At 73.5% G+C, this 24,770-nt stretch carries 13 protein-coding genes and 1 pseudogene; 10 read left to right on the forward strand and 4 right to left on the reverse strand.

Features of this window, described 5'->3' with window-relative positions; all coding sequences use genetic code 11:
- Window positions 1-104: 104 nt before the first annotated feature.
- Complete coding sequence (locus tag SCATT_RS21400; RefSeq protein ID WP_014145230.1) at window positions 105-2,741, reverse strand: SpoIIE family protein phosphatase; 2,637 nt, start codon at window positions 2,739-2,741, stop codon at window positions 105-107.
- 403 nt (window positions 2,742-3,144) lie between these two features.
- On the opposite strand from SCATT_RS21400, the gene SCATT_RS21405 reads away from it, so the two are divergent.
- The 9 genes from SCATT_RS21405 (at window position 3,145) to SCATT_RS21445 (ending at window position 17,530) form a co-directional block, all read left to right on the forward strand.
- Complete coding sequence (locus SCATT_RS21405; protein ID WP_173405649.1) at window positions 3,145-8,613, forward strand: HAMP domain-containing protein; 5,469 nt, start codon at window positions 3,145-3,147, stop codon at window positions 8,611-8,613.
- Window positions 8,614-8,869: 256 nt separating this feature from the next.
- Complete coding sequence (locus tag SCATT_RS21410; RefSeq protein ID WP_014145232.1) at window positions 8,870-9,556, forward strand: response regulator; 687 nt, start codon at window positions 8,870-8,872, stop codon at window positions 9,554-9,556.
- A gap of 148 nt (window positions 9,557-9,704) precedes the next feature.
- A complete protein-coding gene (locus tag SCATT_RS21415; RefSeq protein ID WP_014145233.1) occupies window positions 9,705-12,455 on the forward strand; it encodes a DNA translocase FtsK in 2,751 nt (916 codons plus the stop codon).
- A gap of 239 nt (window positions 12,456-12,694) precedes the next feature.
- Window positions 12,695-13,513 carry a helix-turn-helix domain-containing protein gene (locus SCATT_RS21420; protein WP_014145234.1) on the forward strand — a complete coding sequence of 273 codons (819 nt, stop codon included), beginning with the start codon at window positions 12,695-12,697 and terminating at the stop codon, window positions 13,511-13,513.
- Between the two features lie 67 nt (window positions 13,514-13,580).
- A complete protein-coding gene (rimO, locus tag SCATT_RS21425) occupies window positions 13,581-15,119 on the forward strand; it encodes a 30S ribosomal protein S12 methylthiotransferase RimO (protein WP_014145235.1) in 1,539 nt (512 codons plus the stop codon).
- Entirely contained in the window at window positions 15,116-15,823 is a 708-nt protein-coding gene (pgsA, locus tag SCATT_RS21430; protein ID WP_014145236.1) for a CDP-diacylglycerol--glycerol-3-phosphate 3-phosphatidyltransferase, read from the forward strand. The genes rimO and pgsA overlap by 4 nt, the downstream gene beginning before the upstream one ends.
- The gene (locus SCATT_RS21435; RefSeq protein WP_014145237.1) at window positions 15,820-16,344 is read left to right on the forward strand and encodes a CinA family protein; all 525 of its coding nucleotides are present in this window, start codon (window positions 15,820-15,822) and stop codon (window positions 16,342-16,344) included. Before pgsA ends, SCATT_RS21435 begins: the two co-directional genes overlap by 4 nt.
- 124 nt (window positions 16,345-16,468) lie before the next feature.
- Window positions 16,469-16,831 (forward strand): helix-turn-helix domain-containing protein, encoded by a 363-nt coding sequence (locus SCATT_RS21440; protein ID WP_014145238.1) that lies wholly within the window; start codon window positions 16,469-16,471, stop codon window positions 16,829-16,831.
- A 222-nt stretch (window positions 16,832-17,053) separates the two neighbouring features.
- Window positions 17,054-17,530 (forward strand): Dps family protein, encoded by a 477-nt coding sequence (locus SCATT_RS21445; RefSeq protein WP_014628462.1) that lies wholly within the window; start codon window positions 17,054-17,056, stop codon window positions 17,528-17,530.
- Between the two features lie 38 nt (window positions 17,531-17,568).
- On the opposite strand, the gene SCATT_RS21450 is transcribed toward SCATT_RS21445, so the two are convergent.
- The 3 genes and pseudogenes from SCATT_RS21450 to SCATT_RS21460 all read right to left on the reverse strand — a co-directional run bounded on the left by SCATT_RS21450 (window position 17,569) and on the right by SCATT_RS21460 (window position 23,731).
- Complete coding sequence (locus tag SCATT_RS21450) at window positions 17,569-17,859, reverse strand: hypothetical protein (RefSeq protein WP_014145240.1); 291 nt, start codon at window positions 17,857-17,859, stop codon at window positions 17,569-17,571.
- A 208-nt stretch (window positions 17,860-18,067) separates the two neighbouring features.
- Window positions 18,068-18,882 (reverse strand): annotated as a pseudogene (locus tag SCATT_RS21455) (DNA-formamidopyrimidine glycosylase family protein).
- Window positions 18,883-18,967: 85 nt separating this feature from the next.
- Window positions 18,968-23,731 (reverse strand): ATP-dependent helicase, encoded by a 4,764-nt coding sequence (locus SCATT_RS21460; RefSeq protein ID WP_014145242.1) that lies wholly within the window; start codon window positions 23,729-23,731, stop codon window positions 18,968-18,970.
- 122 nt (window positions 23,732-23,853) lie between these two features.
- Here SCATT_RS21460 and SCATT_RS21465 point away from each other — a divergent pair, with 122 nt between their 5' ends.
- Complete coding sequence (locus SCATT_RS21465; protein WP_014145243.1) at window positions 23,854-24,765, forward strand: helix-turn-helix transcriptional regulator; 912 nt, start codon at window positions 23,854-23,856, stop codon at window positions 24,763-24,765.
- Window positions 24,766-24,770: the final 5 nt, after the last annotated feature.

A 24,770-nucleotide genomic window follows, 5' to 3' on the forward strand; every position in this document is an offset into this window, starting at 1 on the left:
CCCCGCCAATCGGCGGGGGCCTTCGGCGTATTGCGGGAAAGGCGGCGGCCGGCTGGGGCCGCCGGGCGGAACGCGCGTGCGTCCGCCCGGCGGTCGCCCCGTGGTCACAACGGGCGCTGCTCCGCGGCGGGTACCGGCTCCTCCGGGACGCGCATCGCCAGGATCGCCATGTCGTCGGAGGGCGGCTCGGCGGCGAAGCGTTCCACCGCCCGCTGGACCCGGGCGGCCACCGCGCCCGCGGTGAGCCCGGTGGACTGCGCCAGCACCTCGGCGAGGCCGTCGTCGCCGAGCATCCGGCCGCCCTCGCGGCGCTCGGTGACCCCGTCGGTGACGCACAGCAGCACGTCGCCCGGGTCCAGCGTCACGCTCTGCTCGACCAGCTCCAGGTCGTCGATGACACCGAGCAGCGGCTGCGGCTCGGCGGCCGGCTCCACCGTGCCGTCCTGACGCAGCCGCAACGGCAGCGGATGGCCGGCGCAGACCACCTTCAGCAGCGCGCCGCCGTCCTCCTGCGGCCACAACTCCCCGTACAGCAAGGTCAGGAAGCGGCTGCGGGAACCCTCGTCCAGGATGGCCGCGTTGAGGCGTTCCAGCACCGCCGGGCCGCCGAAGCCCTCCCGGGCCAGCAGGCGCAGCGCGTGCCGGGCCAGCCCGGTGACCGCCGCCGCCTCCGGGCCGGTGCCGCACACGTCGCCGATGGCGAAGCCCCAGCAGCCCTCCCGGATCGGGAAGAGGTCGTAGAAGTCGCCGCCGACCTCGTTGCCCTCACCGGCCGCCTGGTAGATCACCTCGACCTCGACGCCGGGCACCGTGGGCAGCTCCGGCGGGAGCAGGCTGCGCTGGAGCGACTGGCTGATCGCGGTGCGCTCGGAGTAGAGCCGGGCGTTGTCCAGCGCGAGGGCGGCCCGCCGGGAGAGGTCCTCGGCGAGTTCCAGGATCTCCTGGCGGAACCGTTCGTCGGCCGGTTTGCCCAGGGTGAGCATGCCGATCACGCGGTTGCGGGCGACCAGCGGGAGCACCACCGTCTCGCCGCCGACCGCCTGCGCGGTGGCCTGAGCGATCCCGGGTCCGGCCGGGCGGGCGGCGTCGGTCAGGGAGACGCTGCGCAGCGTGGCCCGCAGCGCCAGCGACTGGGCCGCCTCGCCCGGCGCCGTCCAGGGGCGGGCGCCCGGCGTCGGGTCGGACGGCGGCGGGGAGATCCGGGCCAGCAGCGCCTTGAGCCCGTCGATGCGGTCCTCGTCCTCGTGGAGCACGAAGGCCAGCTCCGGCTCCGACTGCTCGGCGATGGTGTAGACGGCGCACCAGCTCGCCAGCGTGGGCACCGTCATCTGCGCCATCAACGCCAGCGTCTGGTCCCGCTCCAGCGTCCCGGCCAGCAGATCGGACGCCTCCACCAGGAACGACAGCGAACCGCGGCGCAGCCGTTCCAGCTCGGTCAGCCGGGCGCTCTCCACGGCCAGCGCGATCCGGTCGGCGGCGAACTGGAGCCGCAGCGCCTCCTCGTTGCTGTACCGCCCTGGGGTCTCCGCGGCCACCCCGAGCGAACCGGTGAGCCGCCCTTCGACCTTCAGCGGAACGGTGACCACCGAGCGCATCCCGGTGCCGGCCAGCAGCGGCACGGCGCCGGGGGCGACGGTGAGGTCCTCGTGGACGGCGGGCATCCGCGCGCTGCCGTACCGTCCGGTACCCGCCTCGACCGGCACGCGGGCGAAGCGCTGCCGGGCGGAGGGGAGCCCGGTGGAGGCGCGGACCTCCAGCTCGGTCTCGTCGTCGGTGGCGAGCAGCAGGTAGGCGGCGTCGCCGTCGAGCATGTCGCGGGCGCGTTCGACGGTGCGCTGGAGCAGTCCGTCGAGGTCGTCCGGGGCGGGGGAGCCGATGAAGACCTCGAAGGGGTCGGCGGACTTGCCGCGGTCGGCCGGCGACGGGTCCTGCGCCGGCGTCCGGGACGGGCTCTGCAGCACCGCCCGTTCCTCCTCCGGCACCAGCAGGCAGACGGTGGACGGCTCCCCGGAGGAGTCGCGCACCCGCAGGTGGGAGCCGTAGACCGAGAGGATCTTGCCGTCGGCGCCGCGGATCCCGTACGAGCCCTCCCAGCGCGACAGGCGCAGCGCCTCGGCGAGCCCGAAGCCGGTGCCCGGGGTCTGCGGCCAGGCGGTCAGGTCGCCCAGCGGCTTGCCGACGACCTGGTCGGCGGGGTGGCCGAAGAGCGCCCGCGCGTCGTCGTTCCAGCCGGTGATGGCGCCGTCGCTGTCCACCTGGACCACGGCCACCCGGACCCGGGCGTCGGCCAGCGGCAGCGCGGCCAGCGGCAGGGCGGGGCCGGCCGAGCGGGTGCCGGCGGGACGTTCCGGCAGTTCGAGTTGGAACCAGACCTGCTTGTGGGTGGCGGTGTACTCCACGCCCCAGCGGCCGGCCAGCGCGGCGCACAGGATCAGCCCCCGGCCGCCCTCCCGGTCGGTGGAGCCGGTGGGGTGGGCCACATCCTGGAGCGGTACCTCGCGTTCCGGGTAGCGGTCGGCCACCTCGACCCGTACGGCCGACGGGTAGCGCAGGCAGCACACCTCGGCGGCGGTGCCGGCGTGCACCACGGCGTTGGTGACCAGCTCGCTGGTGAGGACGACGGCGTCGTCCACCACGTCGGCGAAGCCCCAGCCCTGGAGCGTGTCGCGGACGAAGGCGCGGGCGGTGGCGACCGAGCGTCCGACCGGTTCGAAGGTTGCGGCTGCCCGCGCGGTGATCACTTCACTCCTCGTGTGTCCCAGGTCACCTGTGGCCTCCTCGGTACGGGACGTGGCCGACGAGGCCGTGGCGGGCCCGGTCCCCTGGGTAGGCAAGGTCCCGGGCGCGCCGGCCGTCGCCGGGGCACGCCCCCGTTCGGCGCTTCGCTCGCGCATTCGCGGCACCCCTCCGCTGCCCAGGTGTACGCCCGGCCGGTAGCGGGCAACCCGATGCCAGGTTACTTACCCACCTGGGGCGCGTGTGCGCCGGTTGCGGGTGTTTTCCGTCCGAATCGCGCGGGGGTCCCCGTGCGATGCTGCCGAACCGTTATGGCCCGGCGGCGGCATGGTGAAACACTGGGGGGACCTTGGACCGGGTCAGGGAACCTGGACAAGTCGACGTACGCGACCCTCCGGGAGGGACACGGTGGAGTCTGGGGCATCGGCGCGTGGCACGGCCACGCGTGCGAAGGGCGCGCGGTCTCGCGTGGGCGGGACCGTCGAGGTCGACGCGGCTGCCCTGAACAGATTGCTGTCCGCCTTGGTGGCCATGCGCGAGGGGAACTTCCGCAAGCGGCTGACGGTGGCCGGCGACGGGGTGATGGCCGAGGTGGCCGCGGTCTTCAACGAGGTCGCCGACCGCAACCAGCACCTGACCGGGGAACTGGCCCGGGTGCGCCGGGTCGTCGGACGCGAGGGCAAGCTCACCGAGCGGCTGGAGACCGGCGCCTGCGAGGGCGCGTGGGCGGCGGCGATCGACGCCTCCAACGCGCTCGTGGACGACCTGGTCCGCCCGGTGGCCGAGGTCGGCCGGGTGCTGTCGGCGGTGGCCGAGGGCGATCTGGAACAGCGCATGGACCTGCGGTCGCAGGGACCGGACGGCTCGGCGCACCCGCTGCGCGGCGAGTTCCTCAAGGTGGGCCGGACGGTCAACGGGCTGGTCGACCAGTTGTCGGCGTTCACCGACGAGGTGACCCGGGTGGCCAGCGAGGTGGGCACCGAGGGCAAGCTCGGCGGCCAGGCCCGGGTGCGTGGCATGTCGGGTTCGTGGAAGGACCTGACCGACTCGGTCAACACGATGGCGTCCCGGCTCACCGCCCAGGTGCGTGACATCGCCCTGGTCACCACGGCGGTGGCCAAGGGCGACCTGTCCCGCAAGGTCACCGTCCACGTGGCCGGCGAGATGCTGGAGCTGAAGAACACCGTCAACACGATGGTGGACCAGCTCTCCTCGTTCGCCTCCGAGGTGACCCGGGTCGCCCGCGAGGTGGGCACCGAGGGCGAACTCGGCGGCCAGGCCCAGGTGCCCGGGGTCGCCGGGGTGTGGAAGGACCTGACGGACTCGGTCAACCTGATGGCCGGCAACCTCACCGCGCAGGTCCGCGACATCGCGCAGGTGACCACGGCGGTGGCCAACGGTGACCTGTCGCAGAAGATCACCATCGCGGCGCGCGGCGAGGTCGCCCAGCTCGCCGAGACCATCAACGGCATGACGGAGACGCTGCGCACCTTCGCCGACGAGGTGACGCGGGTCGCCTACGAGGTGGGCGCCGAGGGGCAGCTCGGCGGTCAGGCGCAGGTGCCGGGGGCGGCGGGGACGTGGAAGGACCTGACGGATTCGGTCAACACCGCGTTCCGCAACCTGACCGCGCAGGTCCGCGACATCGCGCAGGTGACCACGGCGGTGGCCAACGGTGACCTGTCGCAGAAGGTCACGGTGGACGTCTCCGGCGAGATGCTGGAGCTGAAGAACACCGTCAACACGATGGTCGACCAGCTCTCCGCGTTCGGCTCGGAGGTCACCCGGGTCGCCCGGGAGATCGGGGTCGAGGGCGAACTCGGCGGTCAGGCGCAGGTGCCGGGGGCGGCGGGGACGTGGAAGGACCTGACGGATTCGGTCAACACCGCGTTCCGCAACCTCACCGGCCAGGTGCGCAACATCGCGCAGGTGACCACGGCGGTGGCCAACGGTGACCTGTCGCAGAAGGTCACGGTGGACGTCTCCGGCGAGATGCTCCAGCTGAAGAACACCGTCAACACCATGGTGGACCAGCTCTCCTCGTTCGCCGCCCAGGTGACGCGGATGGCGCGGGACGTGGGCACCGAGGGCCGGCTCGGCGGGCAGGCCCGGGTGGACGGGGTCTCGGGCACCTGGAAGGACCTGACGGACTCGGTCAACTTCATGGCCGGCAACCTGACTTCGCAGGTGCGGCAGATCGCCCAGGTCACCACGGCGGTGGCCCGCGGTGACCTGTCGCAGAAGATCGAGGTCGACGCGCGCGGCGAGATCCTGGAGCTGAAGAACACCATCAACACCATGGTGGACCAGCTCTCCGCCTTCGCCGACCAGGTGACCCGGGTCGCCCGCGAGGTGGGCACCGAAGGACGCCTCGGCGGTCAGGCCCAGGTGCCCGGGGTGGCCGGCGTCTGGCGCGATCTGACGGACTCCGTCAACGGCATGGCGGGCAACCTGACCGCGCAGGTGCGCAACATCGCCCAGGTGGCGACCGCGGTGGCGCGCGGTGACCTGTCGCAGAAGATCGACGTGGACGCGCGCGGCGAGATCCTGGAGCTGAAGAACACCCTGAACACCATGGTGGACCAGCTCTCGGCCTTCGCCGACCAGGTGACCCGGGTCGCCCGCGAGGTGGGCACCGAGGGCATGCTGGGCGGCCAGGCGGACGTCAAGGGCGTCTCGGGCACCTGGAAGGACCTGACGCAGTCGGTCAACCTGATGGCCAACAACCTGACCAACCAGGTGCGCAACATCGCCGAGGTCACCACGGCGGTGGCCCAGGGCGACCTGTCGAAGAAGATCACGGTGGACGCCAAGGGCGAGATCCTGGCGCTGGTGACCACCGTCAACACGATGGTCGACCAGCTCTCGGCGTTCGCCGACGAGGTGACCCGGGTGGCCCGCGAGGTGGGCACCGAGGGGCAGTTGGGCGGCCAGGCCCGGGTGCGGGACGTCTCCGGCATCTGGAAGGACCTGACCGACAACGTCAACATCATGGCCAACAACCTGACGTCCCAGGTGCGCAGCATCGCCGCGGTGGCCACCGCGGTCGCCAACGGTGACCTGACCAAGAAGGTCACCGTGGAGGCGCGGGGCGAGGTGGCCCAGCTCGCCGACACCATCAACACCATGGTGGACACGCTATCCGCCTTCGGTGACGAGGTGACCCGGGTCGCCCGCGAGGTGGGCACCGAGGGTGAACTCGGCGGCCAGGCACGGGTCCCCGGGGTCTCGGGCACCTGGAAGGACCTCACCGAGTCGGTCAACTCGATGGCGTCCAACCTGACCAACCAGGTGCGCAACATCGCGATGGTGACCACCGCGGTGGCCCGCGGCGACCTGTCCAAGAAGATCGACGTGGACGCGCGCGGCGAGATCCTGGAGCTGAAGACCACCATCAACACCATGGTCGGCCAGCTCTCCGCGTTCGGTGACGAGGTGACCCGGGTGGCCCGCGAGGTGGGCACCGAGGGACGCCTGGGCGGCCAGGCACGGGTGCCGGGGGTCTCCGGGATCTGGAAGGACCTGACGGACTCGGTCAACCTGATGGCCAACAACCTGACGTCCCAGGTGCGCAACATCGCCCAGGTGGCCACCGCGGTGACCCGGGGCGACCTCAACCTGCGCATCGACGCCGACGCGGCCGGCGAGATCCTGGAACTCCAGGACAACATCAACACGATGATCGTCAAGCTGCGCGAGACCACCTTGGCCAACAAGGAGCAGGACTGGCTCAAGGGCAACCTCGCCCGCATCTCCGGCCTGATGCAGGGCCGGCGCGACCTCAACGACGTCGCCGCGCTGATCATGTCGGAGCTGACCCCGGTGGTCTCCGCCCAGCACGGCGCCTTCTTCCTGGCCCAGGAGCTCGGCGAGGGCGGGGAGATCGGCGGCGCCGACAGCGAACCGTACGAGCTGCGGCTGATCGGCTCCTACGGCTACTCGCGGCGGACCATGCCCACCTCCTTCCTGCCCGGCGAGTCGCTGATCGGGCAGGCCGCGGTGGAGAAGCGGACGATCCTGGTGGAGAACGTGCCCCCGGGCTACCTGCGGATCGCCTCCGGGCTCGGGGAGGCGCCGCCCGCGCACGTCATCGTGCTGCCGCTGCTCTTCGAGGACCGGGTGCTGGGCGTGATCGAGCTGGCCTCGTTCCAGCGCTTCAACCAGATCCAGAAGGACTTCCTCAACCAGATCGCGGAGATGATCGCCACCAGCGTCAACACCATCAGCGTCAACACCAAGACCGAGGCGCTGCTGGAGCAGTCGCAGCTGCTCACCGGGCAACTGAGGGAACGTTCGGCCGAGTTGGAGAACCGGCAGAAGGCGCTCCAGGCGTCCAACGCCGAACTGGAGGAGAAGGCCGAGCTGCTGGCCCAGCAGAACCGGGACATCGAGGTGAAGAACACCGAGATCGAGGAGGCCCGGCAGGTGCTGGAGGAGCGCGCCGAGCAGCTGGCGGTCTCCATGCGCTACAAGTCCGAGTTCCTTGCCAACATGTCGCACGAGCTGCGCACCCCGCTCAACTCGCTGCTGATCCTGGCCAAGTTGCTCGCCGACAACGCGGACGGCAACCTCTCGCCCAAGCAGGTGGAGTTCGCCGAGACCATCCACGGCGCCGGCTCCGACCTGCTCCAGCTCATCAACGACATCCTGGACCTGTCGAAGGTCGAGGCGGGCAAGATGGACGTCAGCCCCACCAGGATCGCCCTGGTGCAGCTGGTGGACTACGTGGAGGCCACCTTCCGGCCGCTCACCGCCGAGAAGGGGCTCGACTTCTCGGTACGGGTCTCCCCGGAGCTGCCGGTCACCTTGCACACCGACGAGCAGCGGCTGCTCCAGGTGCTGCGCAACCTGTTGTCCAACGCGGTGAAGTTCACCGACGCCGGCGCGGTGGAGCTGGTGATCCGCCCGGCCGGCAAGGACATCCCCAACGCCATCCGCGAACAGCTGCTGGAATCGGGGTCGTTGCGCGACCCGGACCAGGAGATCATCGCCTTCTCGGTGACCGACACCGGCATCGGCATCGCGGCGAGCAAGATGCGGGTGATCTTCGAGGCGTTCAAGCAGGCCGACGGCACCACCAGCCGCAAGTACGGCGGCACCGGGCTCGGCCTGTCCATCAGCCGGGAGATCGCCCGGCTGCTCGGCGGCGAGATCCACGCGGACAGCGAGCCCGGTCGCGGCTCGACGTTCACCCTGTACCTGCCGCTGAACACCGGGGCCGAGGCGCCGCCGCGGGAGTACCCGCCGGCCGACGAGGGTGCCGAGGAGGGCGTCGCCGAGCTGCCGTCCGGCCGGGCCGACGGCACCGGCCGGCGGGCCGGCGGGCTGGGCCGGCTGCGGGGCCGCCGCGCGCTGCCCGGCCCCGACCGGCCGGCGGCCCCCGCCCAGGACGAGCGGTCCGGCGGTGACGGTGCGTGGCCGCAGGAGCCGCACGAGCCCCGCGCCGGGGCGGAGGCGGACACCGCGGGGCAGGCCCGCGCCCCGCAGGGCTTCAAGGGCTTCCGGGGCGAGAAGGTGCTCATCGTCGACGACGACATCCGCAACGTCTTCGCGCTCACCAGCGTCCTGGAGCAGCACGGGCTGACCGTCCTGTACGCGGAGAACGGCCGCGAGGGCATCGAGGTGCTGGAGCAGCACGACGACGTCGCGGTGGTGCTGATGGACATCATGATGCCCGAGATGGACGGGTATGCCACCACTTCGGCGATCCGCCGGATGCCGCAGTTCGCCGGGCTGCCGATCATCGCGCTGACCGCCAAGGCGATGAAGGGCGACCGGGAGAAGAGCATCGAGTCGGGTGCGTCGGACTACGTCACCAAGCCGGTGGACACCGATCACCTGCTGTCGGTCATGGCACAGTGGATGCGGACACGGTGACGTCGGCGAGCGCGGGCAGGATGTGGACGGCGGGTGTGGAAACGCCCGCCGTGGGGAACCTTCTGGTGTCCCCCCGCGTTTCGTTTACGTGCACAGTGACATGGCGGTGACAGGGTGTGGCGAGCGACGGGGTGCGGCTACCATGACCGGCACAAGGAAGGGCGGCGTACAGGAGTCGTCCGCGGGGGCGGCGCCCGGCGCGTCCCCTGCCGCATCGAGCAGGGGATACCCCACGTCGGGACGAGGAGGACGGGCCATGGTGCAGAAGGCCAAGATCCTCCTGGTCGATGACCGGCCGGAGAATCTGCTGGCGCTGGAGGCCATCCTCTCCGCGCTCGATCAGACGCTGGTGCGGGCATCGTCCGGGGAGGAGGCGCTCAAGGCGCTGCTCACGGACGATTTCGCGGTGATCCTGCTCGACGTGCAGATGCCCGGCATGGACGGCTTCGAGACCGCGGCGCACATCAAGCGCCGGGAGCGCACCCGGGACATCCCGATCATCTTCCTCACCGCCATCAACCACGGCCCGCACCACACCTTCCGCGGCTACGCGGCCGGCGCGGTGGACTACATCTCCAAGCCCTTCGACCCGTGGGTGCTGCGCGCCAAGGTGTCGGTCTTCGTCGAGCTGTACATGAAGAACTGCCAGCTCCGCGAGCAGGCCGCGCTGCTGCGCCTCCAGCTCGAACGCAACGGCCAGGGCGCCCCGTCCGGCGACCAGGAGTCCGCCTCGGCCGGGCTGCTCGCCGAACTGTCCGCGCGGCTGGCCGCCGTCGAGGAGCAGGCCGAGGCGCTGACCAAGCAGCTCCACGACTCCGCCGACGCCGCCGCCGTGGCCACCGCCGCCCATCTGGAGCGCAAGCTCACCGGTCTGCGCCGGGCACTGGACGCCCTGGAGCCCGGCACCGACCCCGACCACCCGGCGCTGCCGCCGCGCAACTGACGGCCCGCGCCCGCCCGTTCACCTCCGCACGCCGGTTGACGCCACGTCAACCGGCGTTTCCGGTAGGGCCGGGGGCCGGCGGCGACACGGATGGCGGTATCCGCGGCCCCTCGTGTGCCCCTTGGGCAACGGCGGTAATCTCGGCACCATGGCCTCACGTACCTCCGGCAAGGGTTCGAGCGACGCGGCGGCTTTGGCCAAGCGCCCCGGACGCCCGGCGGGCACGGCGGCCGGCAAGACTCCGGCGCGGGGCGGTCAGGGTGGCAAGGCCTCCGGCAAGCCCGCGGCCCGCAAGTCCGCGCCGTCCGGCGGCAAGCGCCCGCCCGCCAAGAAGAGCGCACCGCGCAAGCCCGCGGCGCGGAAGGCCCCGCCCGCCCCGGCACCGAGCCCCACCGGGGGCCTGTACCGGCTGGTGCGGGCGGTGTGGCTGGGGGTCGCGCACAGCGTCGGCGCGGTGCTGCGCGGCATCGGACGCGGCGCACGCGGCCTGGACCCGGCGCACCGCAAGGACGGCCTGGCGCTGCTGCTGCTCGGCATCGCCCTGGTGGTCGCCGCGGGCACCTGGTCCAACCTCAGCGGCCCGGTCGGCGACCTGATCGACCTGCTGGTCACCGGCGCCTTCGGCCGGCTCGACCTGCTGGTGCCGATACTGCTGACGGTGATGGCGGTCCGGCTGATGCGCCACCCCGAACGGCCGGAGGCCAACGGGCGGGTGCTGATCGGCCTGTCCGCGCTGGTCGTGGCGGTCCTCGGGCTCGTCCACATCGGCTGCGGGGCCCCGGGGCGTGGCCAGGGCGCGCAGGCCGTCCGGGACGCCGGAGGGCTGATCGGCTGGGCGGTCTCCCGGCCGCTGATGCTCACCGTGGGCTCGGCGCTGGCCTCCGCCCTCCTCGCCCTGCTGGCCGTCTTCGGCCTGCTGGTGGTCACCGCCACCCCGGTCAACGCCATCCCGCGCCGGCTACGGCACCTGGGCACCCGGCTCGGCCTCTACGAGAGCCCCGAGGGCGAGGACCTCGACCCGTACGACGAGGGGTACGCCCCCGAGGCGGAGGAGCCGCTTCCGGCCCGGCCGCGCCGTCCGCGTGCCGCCGCCCCCGGCCCGGCCGAGGAGGCCGCCGCGCCCCGGCGGCGTTCCCCGCGGCGCAAGGACACCGGCGACGGCCCGGACGCGGTGGACGTGGCCGCCGCCGCTGCCGCCGCGCTGGACGGCGCGGTGCTCCACGGGGTGCAGCCCTCCCCGGTCGTCGCCGACCTCACCAGCCGGGTCCGGACCGGCGCCGGCTCCTCGGTGCCGCCCGCCCGCGAGGAGGAGGCCCCACCGCCCGCCGGCCGCCGTGCCGGGGTGCCCGATCTGACCAAGCGCACCGCACCGCCGCCCGCCGAGGCGCTGCCGCCCCGGGCCGAACAGCTCCAGCTCTCCGGGGACATCACCTACGCGCTGCCCTCCCTCGACCTGCTGGAGCGCGGCGGCCCCGGGCGCACCCGCAGCGCCGCCAACGACGCCGTGGTCGACTCGCTCACCCAGGTGTTCAGCCAGTTCAAGGTGGACGCGGCGGTCACCGGCTTCACCCGCGGCCCGACGGTCACCCGGTACGAGGTCGAACTCGGCCCGGCGGTCAAGGTCGAGCGGATCACCGCGCTCACCAAGAACATCGCCTACGCGGTCGCCAGCCCGGACGTGCGGATCATAAGCCCGATCCCGGGCAAATCGGCCGTGGGCATCGAAATCCCCAACTCCGACCGGGAGATGGTCAACCTCGGCGACGTGCTGCGCTCGGCGGAGGCGGCCGGTGAGGAACACCCGATGACGGTCGGCCTCGGCAAGGACGTCGAGGGCGGCTACGTGATGGCCAACCTCGCCCGCATGCCGCACGTGCTGGTGGCCGGCGCCACCGGCTCCGGCAAGTCCTCCTGCATCAACTGCCTGATCACCTCGATCCTGGCCCGGGCCACCCCGGACGAGGTGCGCATGGTGCTCATCGACCCCAAACGCGTCGAACTCACCGTGTACGAGGGCATCCCCCACCTGATCACCCCGATCATCACCAACCCCAAGAAGGCCGCCGAAGCGCTCCAGTGGGTGGTCCGCGAGATGGACCTGCGCTACGACGACCTGGCCGCCTACGGCTTCCGCCACATCGACGACTTCAACGCGGCGGTCCGGGCCGGCAAGGTCACCCCGCCCGAGGGCAGCGAACGCGAGCTGGCGCCCTACCCGTACCTGCTGGTGATCGTCGACGAGCTGGCCGACCTGATGATGGTGGCGCCACGGGACGTCGAGGACGCCATCGTGCGCATCACCCAGCTCGCCCGGGCCGCCGGCATCCACCTGGTGCTCGCCACCCAGCGGCCCAGCGTGGACGTGGTCACCGGGCTGATCAAGGCCAACGTGCCCTCCCGGCTGGCGTTCGCCACCTCCTCGCTGGCCGACTCCCGGGTCATCCTCGACCAGCCCGGCGCCGAGAAGCTCATCGGCAAGGGCGACGGGCTCTTCCTGCCGATGGGCGCCGGCAAGCCGGTGCGGCTCCAGGGCGCCTTCGTCACCGAGGGCGAGGTCGGCGCCGTCGTCCAGCACTGCAAGGACCAGCTCACCCCGGTCTACCGGGACGACGTCACCGGACCCAGCGGACCGAAGAAGGAGATCGACGAGGAGATCGGCGACGACCTCGACCTGCTTCTCCAGGCCGCCGAACTGGTGGTCTCCACCCAGTTCGGCTCCACCTCGATGCTCCAGCGCAAACTGCGCGTGGGCTTCGCCAAGGCGGGCAGACTGATGGACCTGATGGAGTCGCGCAACATCGTGGGCCCCAGCGAAGGCTCCAAGGCCCGCGACGTCCTGGTGAAACCGGACGAACTGGACGGGGTGCTGGCGGTGATCCGGGGCGACGTCCAGGGCTGACCCGTGGCCCGCGCCGCGCCCGGCCACGGTTGCCGGACGCCGCCGTCCGGGTACTCCTCGCCGGGCCGGGCAACCCGCCCGCCGGTTCACGCGTCAAACCAGGTCAGGAGGACCGCGCAGGCCGAAGATACGGCAATCCCGATGGCGGACAATGTGCGGCCGTCCGCTTGCCCCCGGCTTGCCGAACGCCCCTAAACTGATTTTCCAGCAGGTGGCTACACGCTCGAAAGGCGCCCTTCGTGTCCATCGGCAACTCACCGTCCGACGCACCTTCCGACGCACCCGCCTCCATCGGCCACGTCCTGACCCAGGCCCGCCGCGCCGCCGGCCTGACCATCGAGCAGCTCAGCGCGGCCACCCGGGTGCGCACCCCGATCGTGCGCGCCATCGAACAGGACGACTTCTCCCGCTGCGGCGGCGACGTCTACGCCAGAGGCCACATCCGCAGCCTGGCCCGCGCGGTCGGCGTCGACCCGGCACCGCTGATCGCCCGCTACGACGCCGAGCACGGCGGACGCCCCGCCCCGACCCCGGTCGCCCCGGTCTACGAGACCGAGCGGTTCCGCCCCGAACCCCGCCGCCCCAACTGGACCGCCGCCATGATCGCCGCCATCGTCGCGGTGATCGGCTTCGTCGGCTTCACCCTGATCAGCGGCGGCAAGGGCGGACACCGGCCGGCCGAGCAGACCACCGCCCAGGCCAAGGCCACCGGCCGCCCGCAGCCGCCGCCCGCCGCCGCCCCCAGCACCCCGTCCCCCGCCGAACCCTCCCGCAGCGCGCTGGCCGCCGTCCCCGCCGACAAGGTCACCGTCAAGCTCGTCACCGACAAGGGCAAGAGCTGGGTGGCGGTCAGCGGGGACAACGGCAAGTCGCTCTTCGAGGGCCTGATGAACCCCGGCGACTCCAGGACGTTCACCGACGACAAGCGGATCTCCCTGGTCGTCGGCAACGGCGGCGCGGTACGGATGTTCGTCAACGGCAAGGACCTCGGCCCGGCCGGCGGCGACGGACAGCTGGTGCGCACCGACTTCACCCCGGGCGACCCGCAGGCCGGCTGACCCCCGCCGGCCACCGGGCACGGGGTGGCCGGAGAAGCACCGGCCCGGGACAAAGTAGGCTGAGCCCATGCCCGAACCCCGTACCGTCGCTTTGGTCACTCTCGGCTGCGCGCGCAACGAGGTGGACTCCGAGGAGCTCGCCGGCCGTCTGGCGGCGGACGGCTGGCAGCTCGTCGAGGACGCCGCCGAAGCCGATGTCGCCGTCGTCAACACCTGCGGCTTCGTCGAGGCCGCCAAGAAGGACTCCGTCGACGCCCTGCTGGAGGCCGGTGACCTCAAGGGCCAGGGCCGCACCCAGGCCGTCGTCGCGGTCGGCTGCATGGCCGAGCGGTACGGCAAGGAGCTGGCCGAGGCGCTCCCCGAGGCCGACGGCGTGCTCGGCTTCGACGACTACGCCAACATCTCCGACCGGCTGCGCACCATCCTCGCCGGCGGCGTCCACGCCGCGCACACCCCGCGCGACCGGCGCAAGCTGCTGCCGATCAGCCCGGTGGAACGGCAGTCGGCCGCCGTCGCCCTGCCCGGCCACGCCCAGCCCGCCGAGCCCGCCCCGGTGGTCATCGAGGACCTGCCGGACGGGGTCGCCCCCGCCTCAGGGCCGCGCGCCCCGCTGCGCCGCCGCCTGGAGAGCGGCCCGGTCGCCTCGGTCAAGCTCGCCTCCGGCTGCGACCGGCGGTGCGCGTTCTGCGCCATCCCGTCCTTCCGCGGCTCGTTCGTCTCCCGCCGCCCCTCCGACGTCCTCGCCGAGACCCGCTGGCTCGCCGAGGAGGGCGTCAAGGAGGTGATGCTGGTCAGCGAGAACAACACCTCCTACGGCAAGGACCTCGGCGACATCCGGCTGCTGGAGACCCTCCTGCCCGAGCTGGCCGCCGTCGACGGCATCGAACGGATCCGGGTCAGCTACCTCCAGCCCGCCGAGATGCGCCCCACCCTGATCGACGTGCTCACCGGCACCCCCAAGGTCGCCCCCTACTTCGACCTGTCCTTCCAGCACTCGGCGCCCGGCGTGCTGCGCGCCATGCGCCGCTTCGGCGACACCGACCGCTTCCTCGAACTGCTCGGCACCATCCGCGCCAAGGCGCCGCAGGCCGGGGTCCGTTCCAACTTCATCGTCGGCTTCCCCGGCGAGAGCGAGGCCGACCTCGCCGAGCTGGAACGCTTCCTGGCCGGCGCCCGCCTCGACGCCATCGGGGTCTTCGGCTACTCCGACGAGGAGGGCACCGAGGCCGCCGGGTACCCGGACAAGGTGGACGAGGACGTCGTCGCCGAACGGCTGGCCCACATCTCCCGGCTCGCCGAGGAACTGACCGCCCAGCGCGCCGAGGAACGCCTCGGCGAGAGCCTGGAGGTCCTGGTGGAGACGGTGGACGAGGAGACCGGCGAGGCCGTCGGCCGCGCCGCCCACCAGGCTCCCGAGACCGACGGGCAGGTGGTGCTCACCACGATCGCGGGTATGCGGCCGGGCACCATGGTCACCGCGAAGGTGACCGGCACCGAGGGGGTGGATCTGGTGGCCGAACCGGTGACCCGGGCGACCGTGCCGGGAGCACGGGCCGCGGCGGCGCGCGACGGCGCCGCCGGGTGTGCGGAGGGGGCCGGCAGATGAGCGGAGTCCCGGCGTCCGCGGCCGGTGGCCGCCGCCCCGCCGCCGCCCCGGACCGCCTCGGCGACCCGGCGGTGCGGCCGGCCCGGCTGTGGAACATCGCCAACGTCCTGACCATGGTGCGGCTGCTGCTCGTCCCCGGCTTCGTGCTGCTGCTGCTCCACGGGGACGGCCACGACCCCGCCTGGCGCTCGTTCGCCTGGGCGGCGTTCGCGGTGGCCATGATCACCGACCTCTTCGACGGGGAGCTGGCCCGGCGCTACGGCCTCGTCACCGACTTCGGCAAGATCGCCGACCCGATCGCCGACAAGGCCATCATGGGCGCCGCCCTGATCGGCCTGTCCGGCCTGGGCGACCTGCCGTGGGCGGTGACCGCGGTCATACTCTTCCGGGAGATCGGCATCACCCTGATGCGCTTCTGGGTGATCAGACACGGCGTCATCCCGGCCAGCCGCGGCGGCAAGCTCAAGACCCTCACCCAGGGCGTCGCCGTCGGCATGTACGTCCTGGTGCTCACCGGACCGCTGGCCAGCCTGCGGGCCTGGCTGATGGCGGCGGCCGTGGTGCTCACCGTGGTCACCGGGCTCGACTACATCCGCCAGGCGGTCGTGCTGCGCCGCGCCGGCCTCGCCGCCTCCCGGCAGCGGGCCGAGGCCGCGGAGCCCGGCGGACCGGCCGGTACGGACGGCGGTGGCGACCGGCGATGAGCGCGGCGGAGGCGTTGCGGCTGCTGGCCGCGCGCGGGGCCACCCTGGCCGTGGCGGAGTCCCTCACCGGAGGGCTGGTGGCCGCCGAGGTGACCGAGGTGCCCGGCGCCTCCCGCGTCTTCCGCGGCTCCGTCACCGCCTACGCCACCGAACTCAAGCGCGAGCTGCTCGGCGTCGACGGGCAACTGCTGGCCGCCCGGGGCGCGGTCGACCCCGACGTGGCGTGCGCCATGGCCCAGGGCGTACGACAGCTGCTGGGCGCCGACTGGGGGGTGGCCACCACCGGGGTGGCCGGTCCCGAGCCGCAGGACGGCCAACCGGTCGGCACCGTCCACATCGCCGTGACCGGCCCGTACGGCACCAACCGGCGCGCCCTGCGACTGGACGGCGACCGGGCGGGTATCCGCAGGGCAACCGTCACCGCGGCGCTGGAGCTGCTGACCGACGCGCTTCACGGGGCGCCCGGCGGGCGGCACGTGAACGCGGGGGCACAGGATACGGAACACGGCGGGGGGATTTGATGTTTGCAGCCCTTAGTGAACACGTCACCGCTCCCCGCACGGCCCAGCGTCAAGGCGGTACGGTGGGGCGAGAAGCTTACGGATGCCAAGCTTGGGGATTCGCGGTCCGAGGAGGGAGCCACCGATGATTCTGCTCCGTCGCCTGCTGGGTGACGTGCTGCGTCGGCAGCGCCAGCGTCAGGGCCGCACTCTGCGCGAGGTCTCGGCTTCGGCCCGGGTCTCGCTCGGCTACCTTTCAGAGGTGGAGCGCGGCCAGAAGGAAGCCTCCTCCGAACTGCTCTCCGCGATCTGCGATGCCCTGGACGTGCGGATGTCCGAGGTCATGCGCGAGGTCAGCGACGAGCTGTCGCTCGCCGAGCTGGCGCAGTCGGCGGCGTCGGAGACGGCGGCGGCGCCGGTGCGGCTGGAGACGATCACTCATGTACCAGGCAGTCGTGTGACGATCAAGGCACCGCAGGCCGAGGCCGTGGGCGTAGTAGCGGCCTGACCTGCGCGAAGTGGTACCCGGGCCCCGGACGGCGGTTCTCCCCGCCATCCGGGGCCCGAGTGCGTCCGGTCCCGGTTCCGCCGCGGTTGATCGTCTGCCTTTCGGTCGGGTTCCGTCGGTTTTCGGCCGGTCTGGCCGCGGGTTTCGTATCCGGCCAGTGGGCAGACGTTGTCTAGGACCGAGTGGACCCAGCGCACACGTGGTGCCAGGAGGTAGCGAAAGATGACTGTCGTGAAGAGCCCGCTGTCCGACGAGGCCCGCAAGGTGGTCGGTGACGCCCTGCAAGGTGCCCTGGTCGATCTGCTGGACCTGTCCCTGGTGGCCAAGCAGGTCCACTGGAACATCGTCGGACCCCGGTTCCGTTCGGTGCACCTGCAACTCGACGAGGTCGTGGCGACGGCCCGGTCCTACGCGGACACGGTGGCCGAACGGGCCTCCGCGCTCGGCGTCCCGCCGGACGGCCGCGCCGAGACGGTCGCCAAGACCAGCGGGATCGACACCGCCAAGGACGGCTGGATCAACGACAAGGACGCGGTGGACACCCTGATCGCCGCCCTCGCCTCGGTGATCGCCCGGATGCGGGAGCGGATCAAGGCCACCGACGAGCCCGACCCGGTGACCCAGGACATCTTCATCACCGTCACGGCGGAACTGGAGAAGCACCACTGGATGTTCACGGCGGAGAACACCGGCGTGTGACCGTGCTTCGCCCGGAGGGCCCCGCCCCGGCCGCCCGTTCACGGCGGCGCGGAGCCGGGGCCCTCGCGTTGCGGGGCGACCGCCGTGGACGCCGGCTCCGCGTGACGTGCCCGCCGGGCCCGTACCCACGGTGTGACGTGCACCGGAAGCAGACTCAGCGTCCAGCCGCCGAGCGCCAGCCCTTGTTCCACCGGCCCGGACCGCGCGGGTTCGGCGACCACTCCGGCCACCGCCGCACACCACGCCAGACCCAGCACCGCCGCGACCACCCGCCCGGCGGGACCGGACCGCCCGCCGAACCGCGCGGCGTCGTCACGTCGAGCGTCCACGCCCGCCTCCCACGTCCCCGAGGCTGCGGCAGGAGCCCGGCGACAGGCTCCCCTCCTGGAGCGATGCCCGCCCGGGAAGATCCCTGGGCCCCCGCTGCGCACGGCGGGCCCGGTGTTCATCCGATGGGGGCAACTTTCCGGAACGCGTTGTTCCGGCGCACCTACGGAACGTTACCAAGGGGTGCGGGTGTCCGCTTCCCGGCGGGGGTCAGCCTGCCTCCGGGGCGGGGCCGCGCTGGCAGGTCGGGCACCAGTACGACACCCGTTCCTCGCCGGCCGGCTCCGTCCGTCCGACCGGCCGACGCCCCGTACGGCGGTGCCGCACCGCAGACACGGCTGCGACAGCCGGCCGTACACCCAGTGGGTACGGCCCCGGCGCGGGTCGCCGGTGGTGATGTGGCCGTGCCGGGCCTTGTTGGCGTCCAGCAGTTTGCGGGCGAGCGCCACCAGACGTTCCGGCCCCGGCACGTCGCCCATCGGCGTCCACGGGGTGACCCCGCGCAGGAAGCACAGCTCCGACTTGTAGACATTGCCCACCCCGGCCAGATTCCGCTGGTCGAGCAGGGCCTCGCCGACCGGACGTGCCGGATCCGCCAGCAACCGCCGCACGGCCTCCTCGGGATCCCAGTCCGGGCCCAGCAGATCCGGCCCGAGGTGGCCGACGACGGACGCCTCCTCGGTGGTGGGCAGCAACGCCAGCACCGGCAGCCGGTAGCCCACGGCCACGTTCTCGGCGGTCGCCAGCACCGCCCGCACCTGCCACTGCGGCCCGCCCCGCCACCGCTCCCCGGCGCGGTACACCTGCCAGGAGCCGTCCATCCGCAGATGCGAGTGGAGCGTCCAGCCGCCCTCGATCCGGGTCAGCAGATGCTTCCCCCGCGGCACGACCTCCTCCACCGCCCGCCCCGCCAGGTCCGTCGCCGCCAGCCTCGGCACCCGCAACTCCCCCCGCACCAGCCGCCGCCCCGCCAACGCCTCCCGCAACCGGTACGCGGTCAACCACACGGTGTCTCCCTCGGGCATGCCCCCATGATGCCGCGAGCCCGGGAGCTTCCGGGGTTCGCGGCGTGTGCGGGGGCGCTGCCGGTGGCAGCCGCCGCGGTGGGGGTCAGTCGCGCAGGCGCAGGCCCCTCGGCGTCGCGTGGAAGCCCGCTTCCTCCAGGGCCCGGCCGAGGGGGGAGGCCAGGGCCGGTTCGCCGTTGGCGCGTTCGACGGTGAGGCGGCCGAGGGCGCCGTCGCGGACGGCGAGGGCGAGGGCACGGGTGGCCTCCTGGAGCTGGGGGCCGTCGTGCGACCAGGAGAGCAGGGTCTTGCCGCCGCGTTCGACGTACAGGACCAGCTCGCCGTCGATCAGGACCACGACCGACCCGGCCTTGCGCCCCGGTTTGTGACCCGCGCGGTCTCCCGTGCCGGAGGCGACCGGCGGCGGGTCGGGCCAGGGGAGCGCCGCGCCGTAGGCGTTGGCCGGATCGGCGGCGGCCAGCACGACGGCGTGCGGGGCGGCACGGCGGCTCTCGTCCCGTTCCCGCGCCGTGTTCACCGCCCGCAGCCGGTCGACCGCGCCGTCCATCGCGAACTGCGCCGCCCCCAGCCCCTCCACCACGTACCCGCGGCGGGCCTGACCGGTCTCCTCGAACGCCGACAGCACCCGGTAGACCGCCGAGAAACCGCCCGGCACCCCCTCCGCCGCCACCGCGCCCCGGGTCACCACGCCGTGCCGGTCGAGCAGGGTGTGGGCGAGGGCGTGGGCCCGCAGCGTCGGCTCCGGCTCGGCGGACGGCACCAGCGACCAGCGGCCGGCGGTGGTCGGCGGTCCGGTACGGGAGGCGGTCGGGCGCGGCGCCCGGACACCGTACCGGCCGCGCGGCACCGCACGGGGCGCCCGGTGCGCGGTCGACCCAGCGGTGCGCCCGGAACCCAGCAGCGCCCGCAACGGGGCCAGGGTGTCGTTGGTCAGCCGCCCCGACCAGGTCAACTCCCACACCGCGTCGGCCAGTTCCACGTCGGTGACCTCTGGTGTCGCCGAACGCACCTGGTCGGCTATCTGACGGAAGAAGAGCCCGTACCCGCCGGAGAGCGCGTCGAGCACCGCCCGCTGCACCGGCGTCGGGTCCAGCGGCAGCGGCGGCGGGAGCAGCAGCGGCGCGGTGTCCGCCAGGTACAGCGACACCCAGCCGTCCTTGCCGGGCAGCGCGCCCGCTCCCACCCACAGCACCTCGCCCGACGCGGTGAGCTCGTCGAGCATCGCCGGGGTGAAGCCGGCCACCCGGGACGGCAGCACCAGCCGTTCCAGCGCCGAGGCCGGCACCGCCGCCCCCTGCATCTGCTCCACCGCCCGCACCAGCCCGTCCACCCCGCGCAGCGCGTGCGTGCCCACGTGCTGCCACTGCGGCAGGAACGACGCCAGCGCGGCCGGCGGCACCGGCTCCAGCTCCTGCCGCAGCGCCGCCAGCGACCGGCGCCGCAACCTGCGCAGCACCCCCGCGTCACACCACTCGTGGCCCTGCCCCTCGGGGCGGAACTCGCCCTGCACCACCCGGCCGCCCGCCGCCAGCCGGTGCAGCGCCGCCTCCGCCACCGACACGCCGAGCCCGAACCGCGCCGCCGCGTCGGCCGCGGTGAACGGCCCGTGCGTACGGGCGTACCGGGCCAGCAGATCACCCAGCGGATCCTTGACGGGCTCGGTGAACGCCTCCGGGATGCCCACCGGCAGCGCGGTGCCCAACGCGTCCCGCAACCGGCCGGCGTCCTCCACCGCCGCCCAGTGTCCGGCCCCGGCGATCCGCACCCGGATCGCCCGCCGGGCCGCCTCCAGCTCCGCCGCGTCGCCCGGGTCGGCGCCGCGCTCGGCCAGCTCGGCGTCGGTCAGCGGGCCGAGCACCCGCAGCAGGTCGGCCACGCCCTCGGCGTCCTTGGCGTGCCGGTCCTCGTCGAGCCACTGCAACTCGCGCTCGAGGTCGGCCATGACCCCCGGGTCGAGCAGCTCACGCAGCTCCGCCTGGCCGAGCAGCTCGGCCAGCAGCCGCGAGTCCAGCGAGAGCGCCGCGGCCCGCCGCTCCGCCAGCGGCGAATCCCCCTCGTACAGGAACTGCGCCACGTACCCGAAGAGCAGGGAGCGGGCGAACGGCGACGGCTCCGGCGTGGTCACCTCGACCATCCGCACCCGCCGGGCCTCGATGTCCCCCATCAGCTCGGTGAGCCCCGGCACGTCGAACACGTCCTGGAGGCATTCGCGGACCGCCTCCAGCACGATCGGGAACGACCCGAACTCCGAGGCCACCTGGAGGAGTTGGGCCGCGCGCTGCCGCTGCTGCCACAACGGCGTGCGCTTGCCGGGGTTGCGCCGGGGCAGCAGCAGCGCGCGGGCGGCGCACTCGCGGAACCGCGACGCGAACAGCGCCGAGCCGCCCACCTGGTCGGTGACCACCTGCTTGATCTCGCCCTTGTCGAAGACCACGTCGGCCGCCCCGACCGGGCTCTGCTCGGCGTCGTACTCCGCGCCGCCCGCCCCCGGACCGGCGTCCAGCAGGTCCAGCCCCAGCAGATCGGCGTCGGGCAGCCGCAGCACGATGCCGTCGTCGGCGTGCATCACCTGCGCGTCGAAGCCGTACCGCTCGGCGAGCCGGGCGCCCACCGCCAGCGCCCACGGGGCGTGCACCTGGGCGCCGAACGGCGAGTGGACCACGATCCGCCAGTCGCCCAGCTCGTCCCGGAAGCGCTCCACCACGATGGTGCGGTCGTCCGGGACGTGGCCGCAGGCCCGCCGCTGCTCGTCCAGGTAGGAGATGACGTTCTCCGCCGCCCACGCGTCCAGCCCGGCCGCGGCCAGCCGTTCCCGGGCCGCCCCCGGGTCGAGGCCGCCGACCTCACGCAGGAACGCGCCGAGCGCCCGGCCGAGTTCGAGCGGGCGGCCGAGCTGGTCGCCCTTCCAGAACGGCAGCCGCCCCGGCACGCCGGGCGCCGGGGAGACCAGGACCTGGTCGCGGGTGATGTCCTCGATCCGCCAGGACGTGGTGCCGAGCGTGAACACGTCGCCGACCCGCGACTCGTACACCATCTCCTCGTCCAGCTCCCCGACCCTTCCGCCGCCCTTCTTCGGGTCGGCACCGGCCAGGAAGACGCCGAACAGCCCGCGGTCGGGGATGGTGCCGCCGGAGGTCACCGCGAGCCGCTGCGCCCCGGGGCGCCCGGTGACCGTACCGGCGACCCGGTCCCACACCAGGCGGGGCCGCAGCTCGGCGAAGGCGTCGGACGGATAACGCCCCGCCAGCATGTCGAGCACCGCGGTGAACGCCGACTCCGGCAGCGCGGAGAACGGCGCCGCCCGCCGGACCAGGGCCAGCAGCCCCTCCACGTCCCAGGGGTCCATCGCCGCCATGGCGACGATCTGCTGGGCCAGCACGTCCAGCGGGTTGGCCGGGACGCGCAGCGCCTCGATCGCGCCCTGCCGCATCCGCTCGGTGACCACCGCCGACTGCACCAGGTCACCGCGGTACTTGGGGAAGACCACGCCCTTGGAGACGGCCCCCACCTGGTGGCCGGCCCGCCCCACCCGCTGCAGCCCGGAGGCGACCGACGGCGGCGACTCCACCTGCACCACCAGGTCGACCGCCCCCATGTCGATGCCCAGCTCCAGGCTGGAGGTGGCCACCACGGCGGGCAGCCGGCCGGCCTTCAGATCCTCCTCGACCAGCGCCCGCTGCTCCTTGGAGACCGAGCCGTGATGGGCCCGGGCCAGCACCGGCGGCGCCCCCTTGCCGCCTCCGGAGCCGCCCATCAGCTGTGCGGGGGAGTGGTCCTCCGGCAGCGGCTCGCCGAACGTCCGCTCGTAGGCGATCTCGTTGAGCCGGTTGCACAACCGCTCGGCCAGCCGGCGCGAGTTGGCGAAGACGATCGTGGACCGGTGCGACCGCACCAGGTCCGCGATGCGCTCCTCCACGTGCGGCCAGATCGACGGCCGCTCCGCCACCCCCGCCCCGCCGCCCTGCGCGTCGGCCACCGGCGAGCCCGCCAACTCGCCCATGTCCTCCACCGGGACGACCACCGAGAGGTCGAACTCCTTGGCCGAGCCGGGCTGGACGACGGTGACCTTGCGCTGCGGGGAGAGGAACCGGGCCACCTCGTCCACCGGGCGCACCGTGGCCGACAGGCCGATGCGCCGCGCCGGGCGGTCGAGCAGTTCGTCCAGGCGCTCCAGGGAGAGCGCCAGATGGGCACCGCGCTTGGTGCCGGCCACCGCGTGGACCTCGTCCAGGATCACCGTCTCCACCCCGCGCAGCGCCTCCCGGGCGGAGGAGGTGAGCATCAGGAAGAGCGACTCGGGCGTGGTGATCAGGATGTCCGGCGGCCGGGTGGCGATCGACCGGCGCTCGGCCGCCGGGGTGTCGCCGGACCGGATGGCCACCCGCACCTGCGGCTCCGGCAGGCCGAGCCGCACCGCCTCGTGGCGCAGGCCGGTGAGCGGACTGCGCAGGTTGCGCTCGACGTCCACCGCCAGCGCCTTGAGCGGGGAGACGTACAGCACCCGGCAGCGCCGCCGGGCCTCGGCGGGCGGCGGCGTGTTCGCCAGCCGGTCGAGGGAGGCGAGGAACGCCGCCAGCGTCTTGCCCGAACCGGTGGGGGCCACCACCAGGACGTCGGACTCCTCCGCGATCGCCCGCCAGGCTCCGGCCTGTGCCCGGGTCGGCGCGGTGAACGCCCCGGTGAACCAGGCCCGGGTGGCGGGCGAGAAGACGTCGAGCGCGGAACGCGGGTCACCGGCCCCGTGGCGCAGGCCGGACCCGGGCGCCGGGGGCTGCTCCCGCCCCGTGCCCGGCTCGTGCTCCGGCTCCCGCGGCCTGTCGGCCCGCTTCCCGTTGGACATGCCTCCCATCGTGCCTCCCCCCACTGACAATCGCCCCCGACGGGCACGAAAGCGCAGGTCGGTACGGGTGCGGTGACCACCTGCCGGACGGCGTCGCCGCGTTGTCGGCGGCGTCGCCCACAATGTGGCCCATGGCAACGAAGGAGCGAGCCCGGCACTGGCGGCACCGCGCGCTGCCCGACGTCGACCTGCTGCGCGCCCGCTACGTCGCCAAGACGTTCTCCCGCCACACCCACGAGGGCTTCGTCATCGCCGCGATCACCGAAGGCGTCGAGGCGTTCCACCACCGCGGCACCGTGGAGCGGGCGTTCCCCGGCTGGCTCGCCCTGGTCAACCCCGACACCCCGCACACCGGTTTCGCCGGTACCCCCGCGGGGTGGGCCTACCAGGTCCTCTACCCGGGCCAGGAGACCGTCGCCGGCATAGCCGCCGAGATCTCGACGGCGCGCGGCGCCACCGGTTTCGCGGTGCCGGTCGCCGCCGACCCGTACGCCACCCGGCTCGTCGTCCAGGTGCACCAGGCCGCCGAGGCCGACAACGCGCTGGCCGCCGACACCCTGCTGCGGCTCACCGTCGCCCATGTGCTGCGCCGGCACGGCGGCCCGCTGCCGTCCCGTACCCCGGCGGGCGCCGGTGCCCGTACCGCCCGCCGGGCCCGGGACCTGCTCGCCGCCCGGATGGCCGCCCCGCCCAGCCTCGAACAGCTCGCCGCCGAGCTGGACACCCGCCCCTTCGCCCTGCTGCGGGCGTTCCGCGCCGCCTACGGGATGCCGCCGCACGCCTGGCTCACCGACGCCCGGGTGCGCCGGGCCCGCGCGCTGCTGGACGCCGGCGTGCCCCCCGCCCGCGCGGCCACCGAGGTGGGCTTCACCGACCAGCCCCACCTCAACCGCCACTTCACCCGCATCATCGGCGTGCCCCCGGGCGCCTACCAGCGCGAACGCCGGGACGCGCGCATATCGCGGCCCGGCGGTGACCAGGAGACGCCGACCGCCGCGGCACCCCGCAGGAACGTACAAGACGGCCGTCCGGCGCCCGCCTAGCGTCG

It is taken from the genome of Streptantibioticus cattleyicolor NRRL 8057 = DSM 46488, assembly GCF_000240165.1.
GTDB classification, from domain to species: Bacteria; Actinomycetota; Actinomycetes; order Streptomycetales; family Streptomycetaceae; genus Streptantibioticus; species Streptantibioticus cattleyicolor.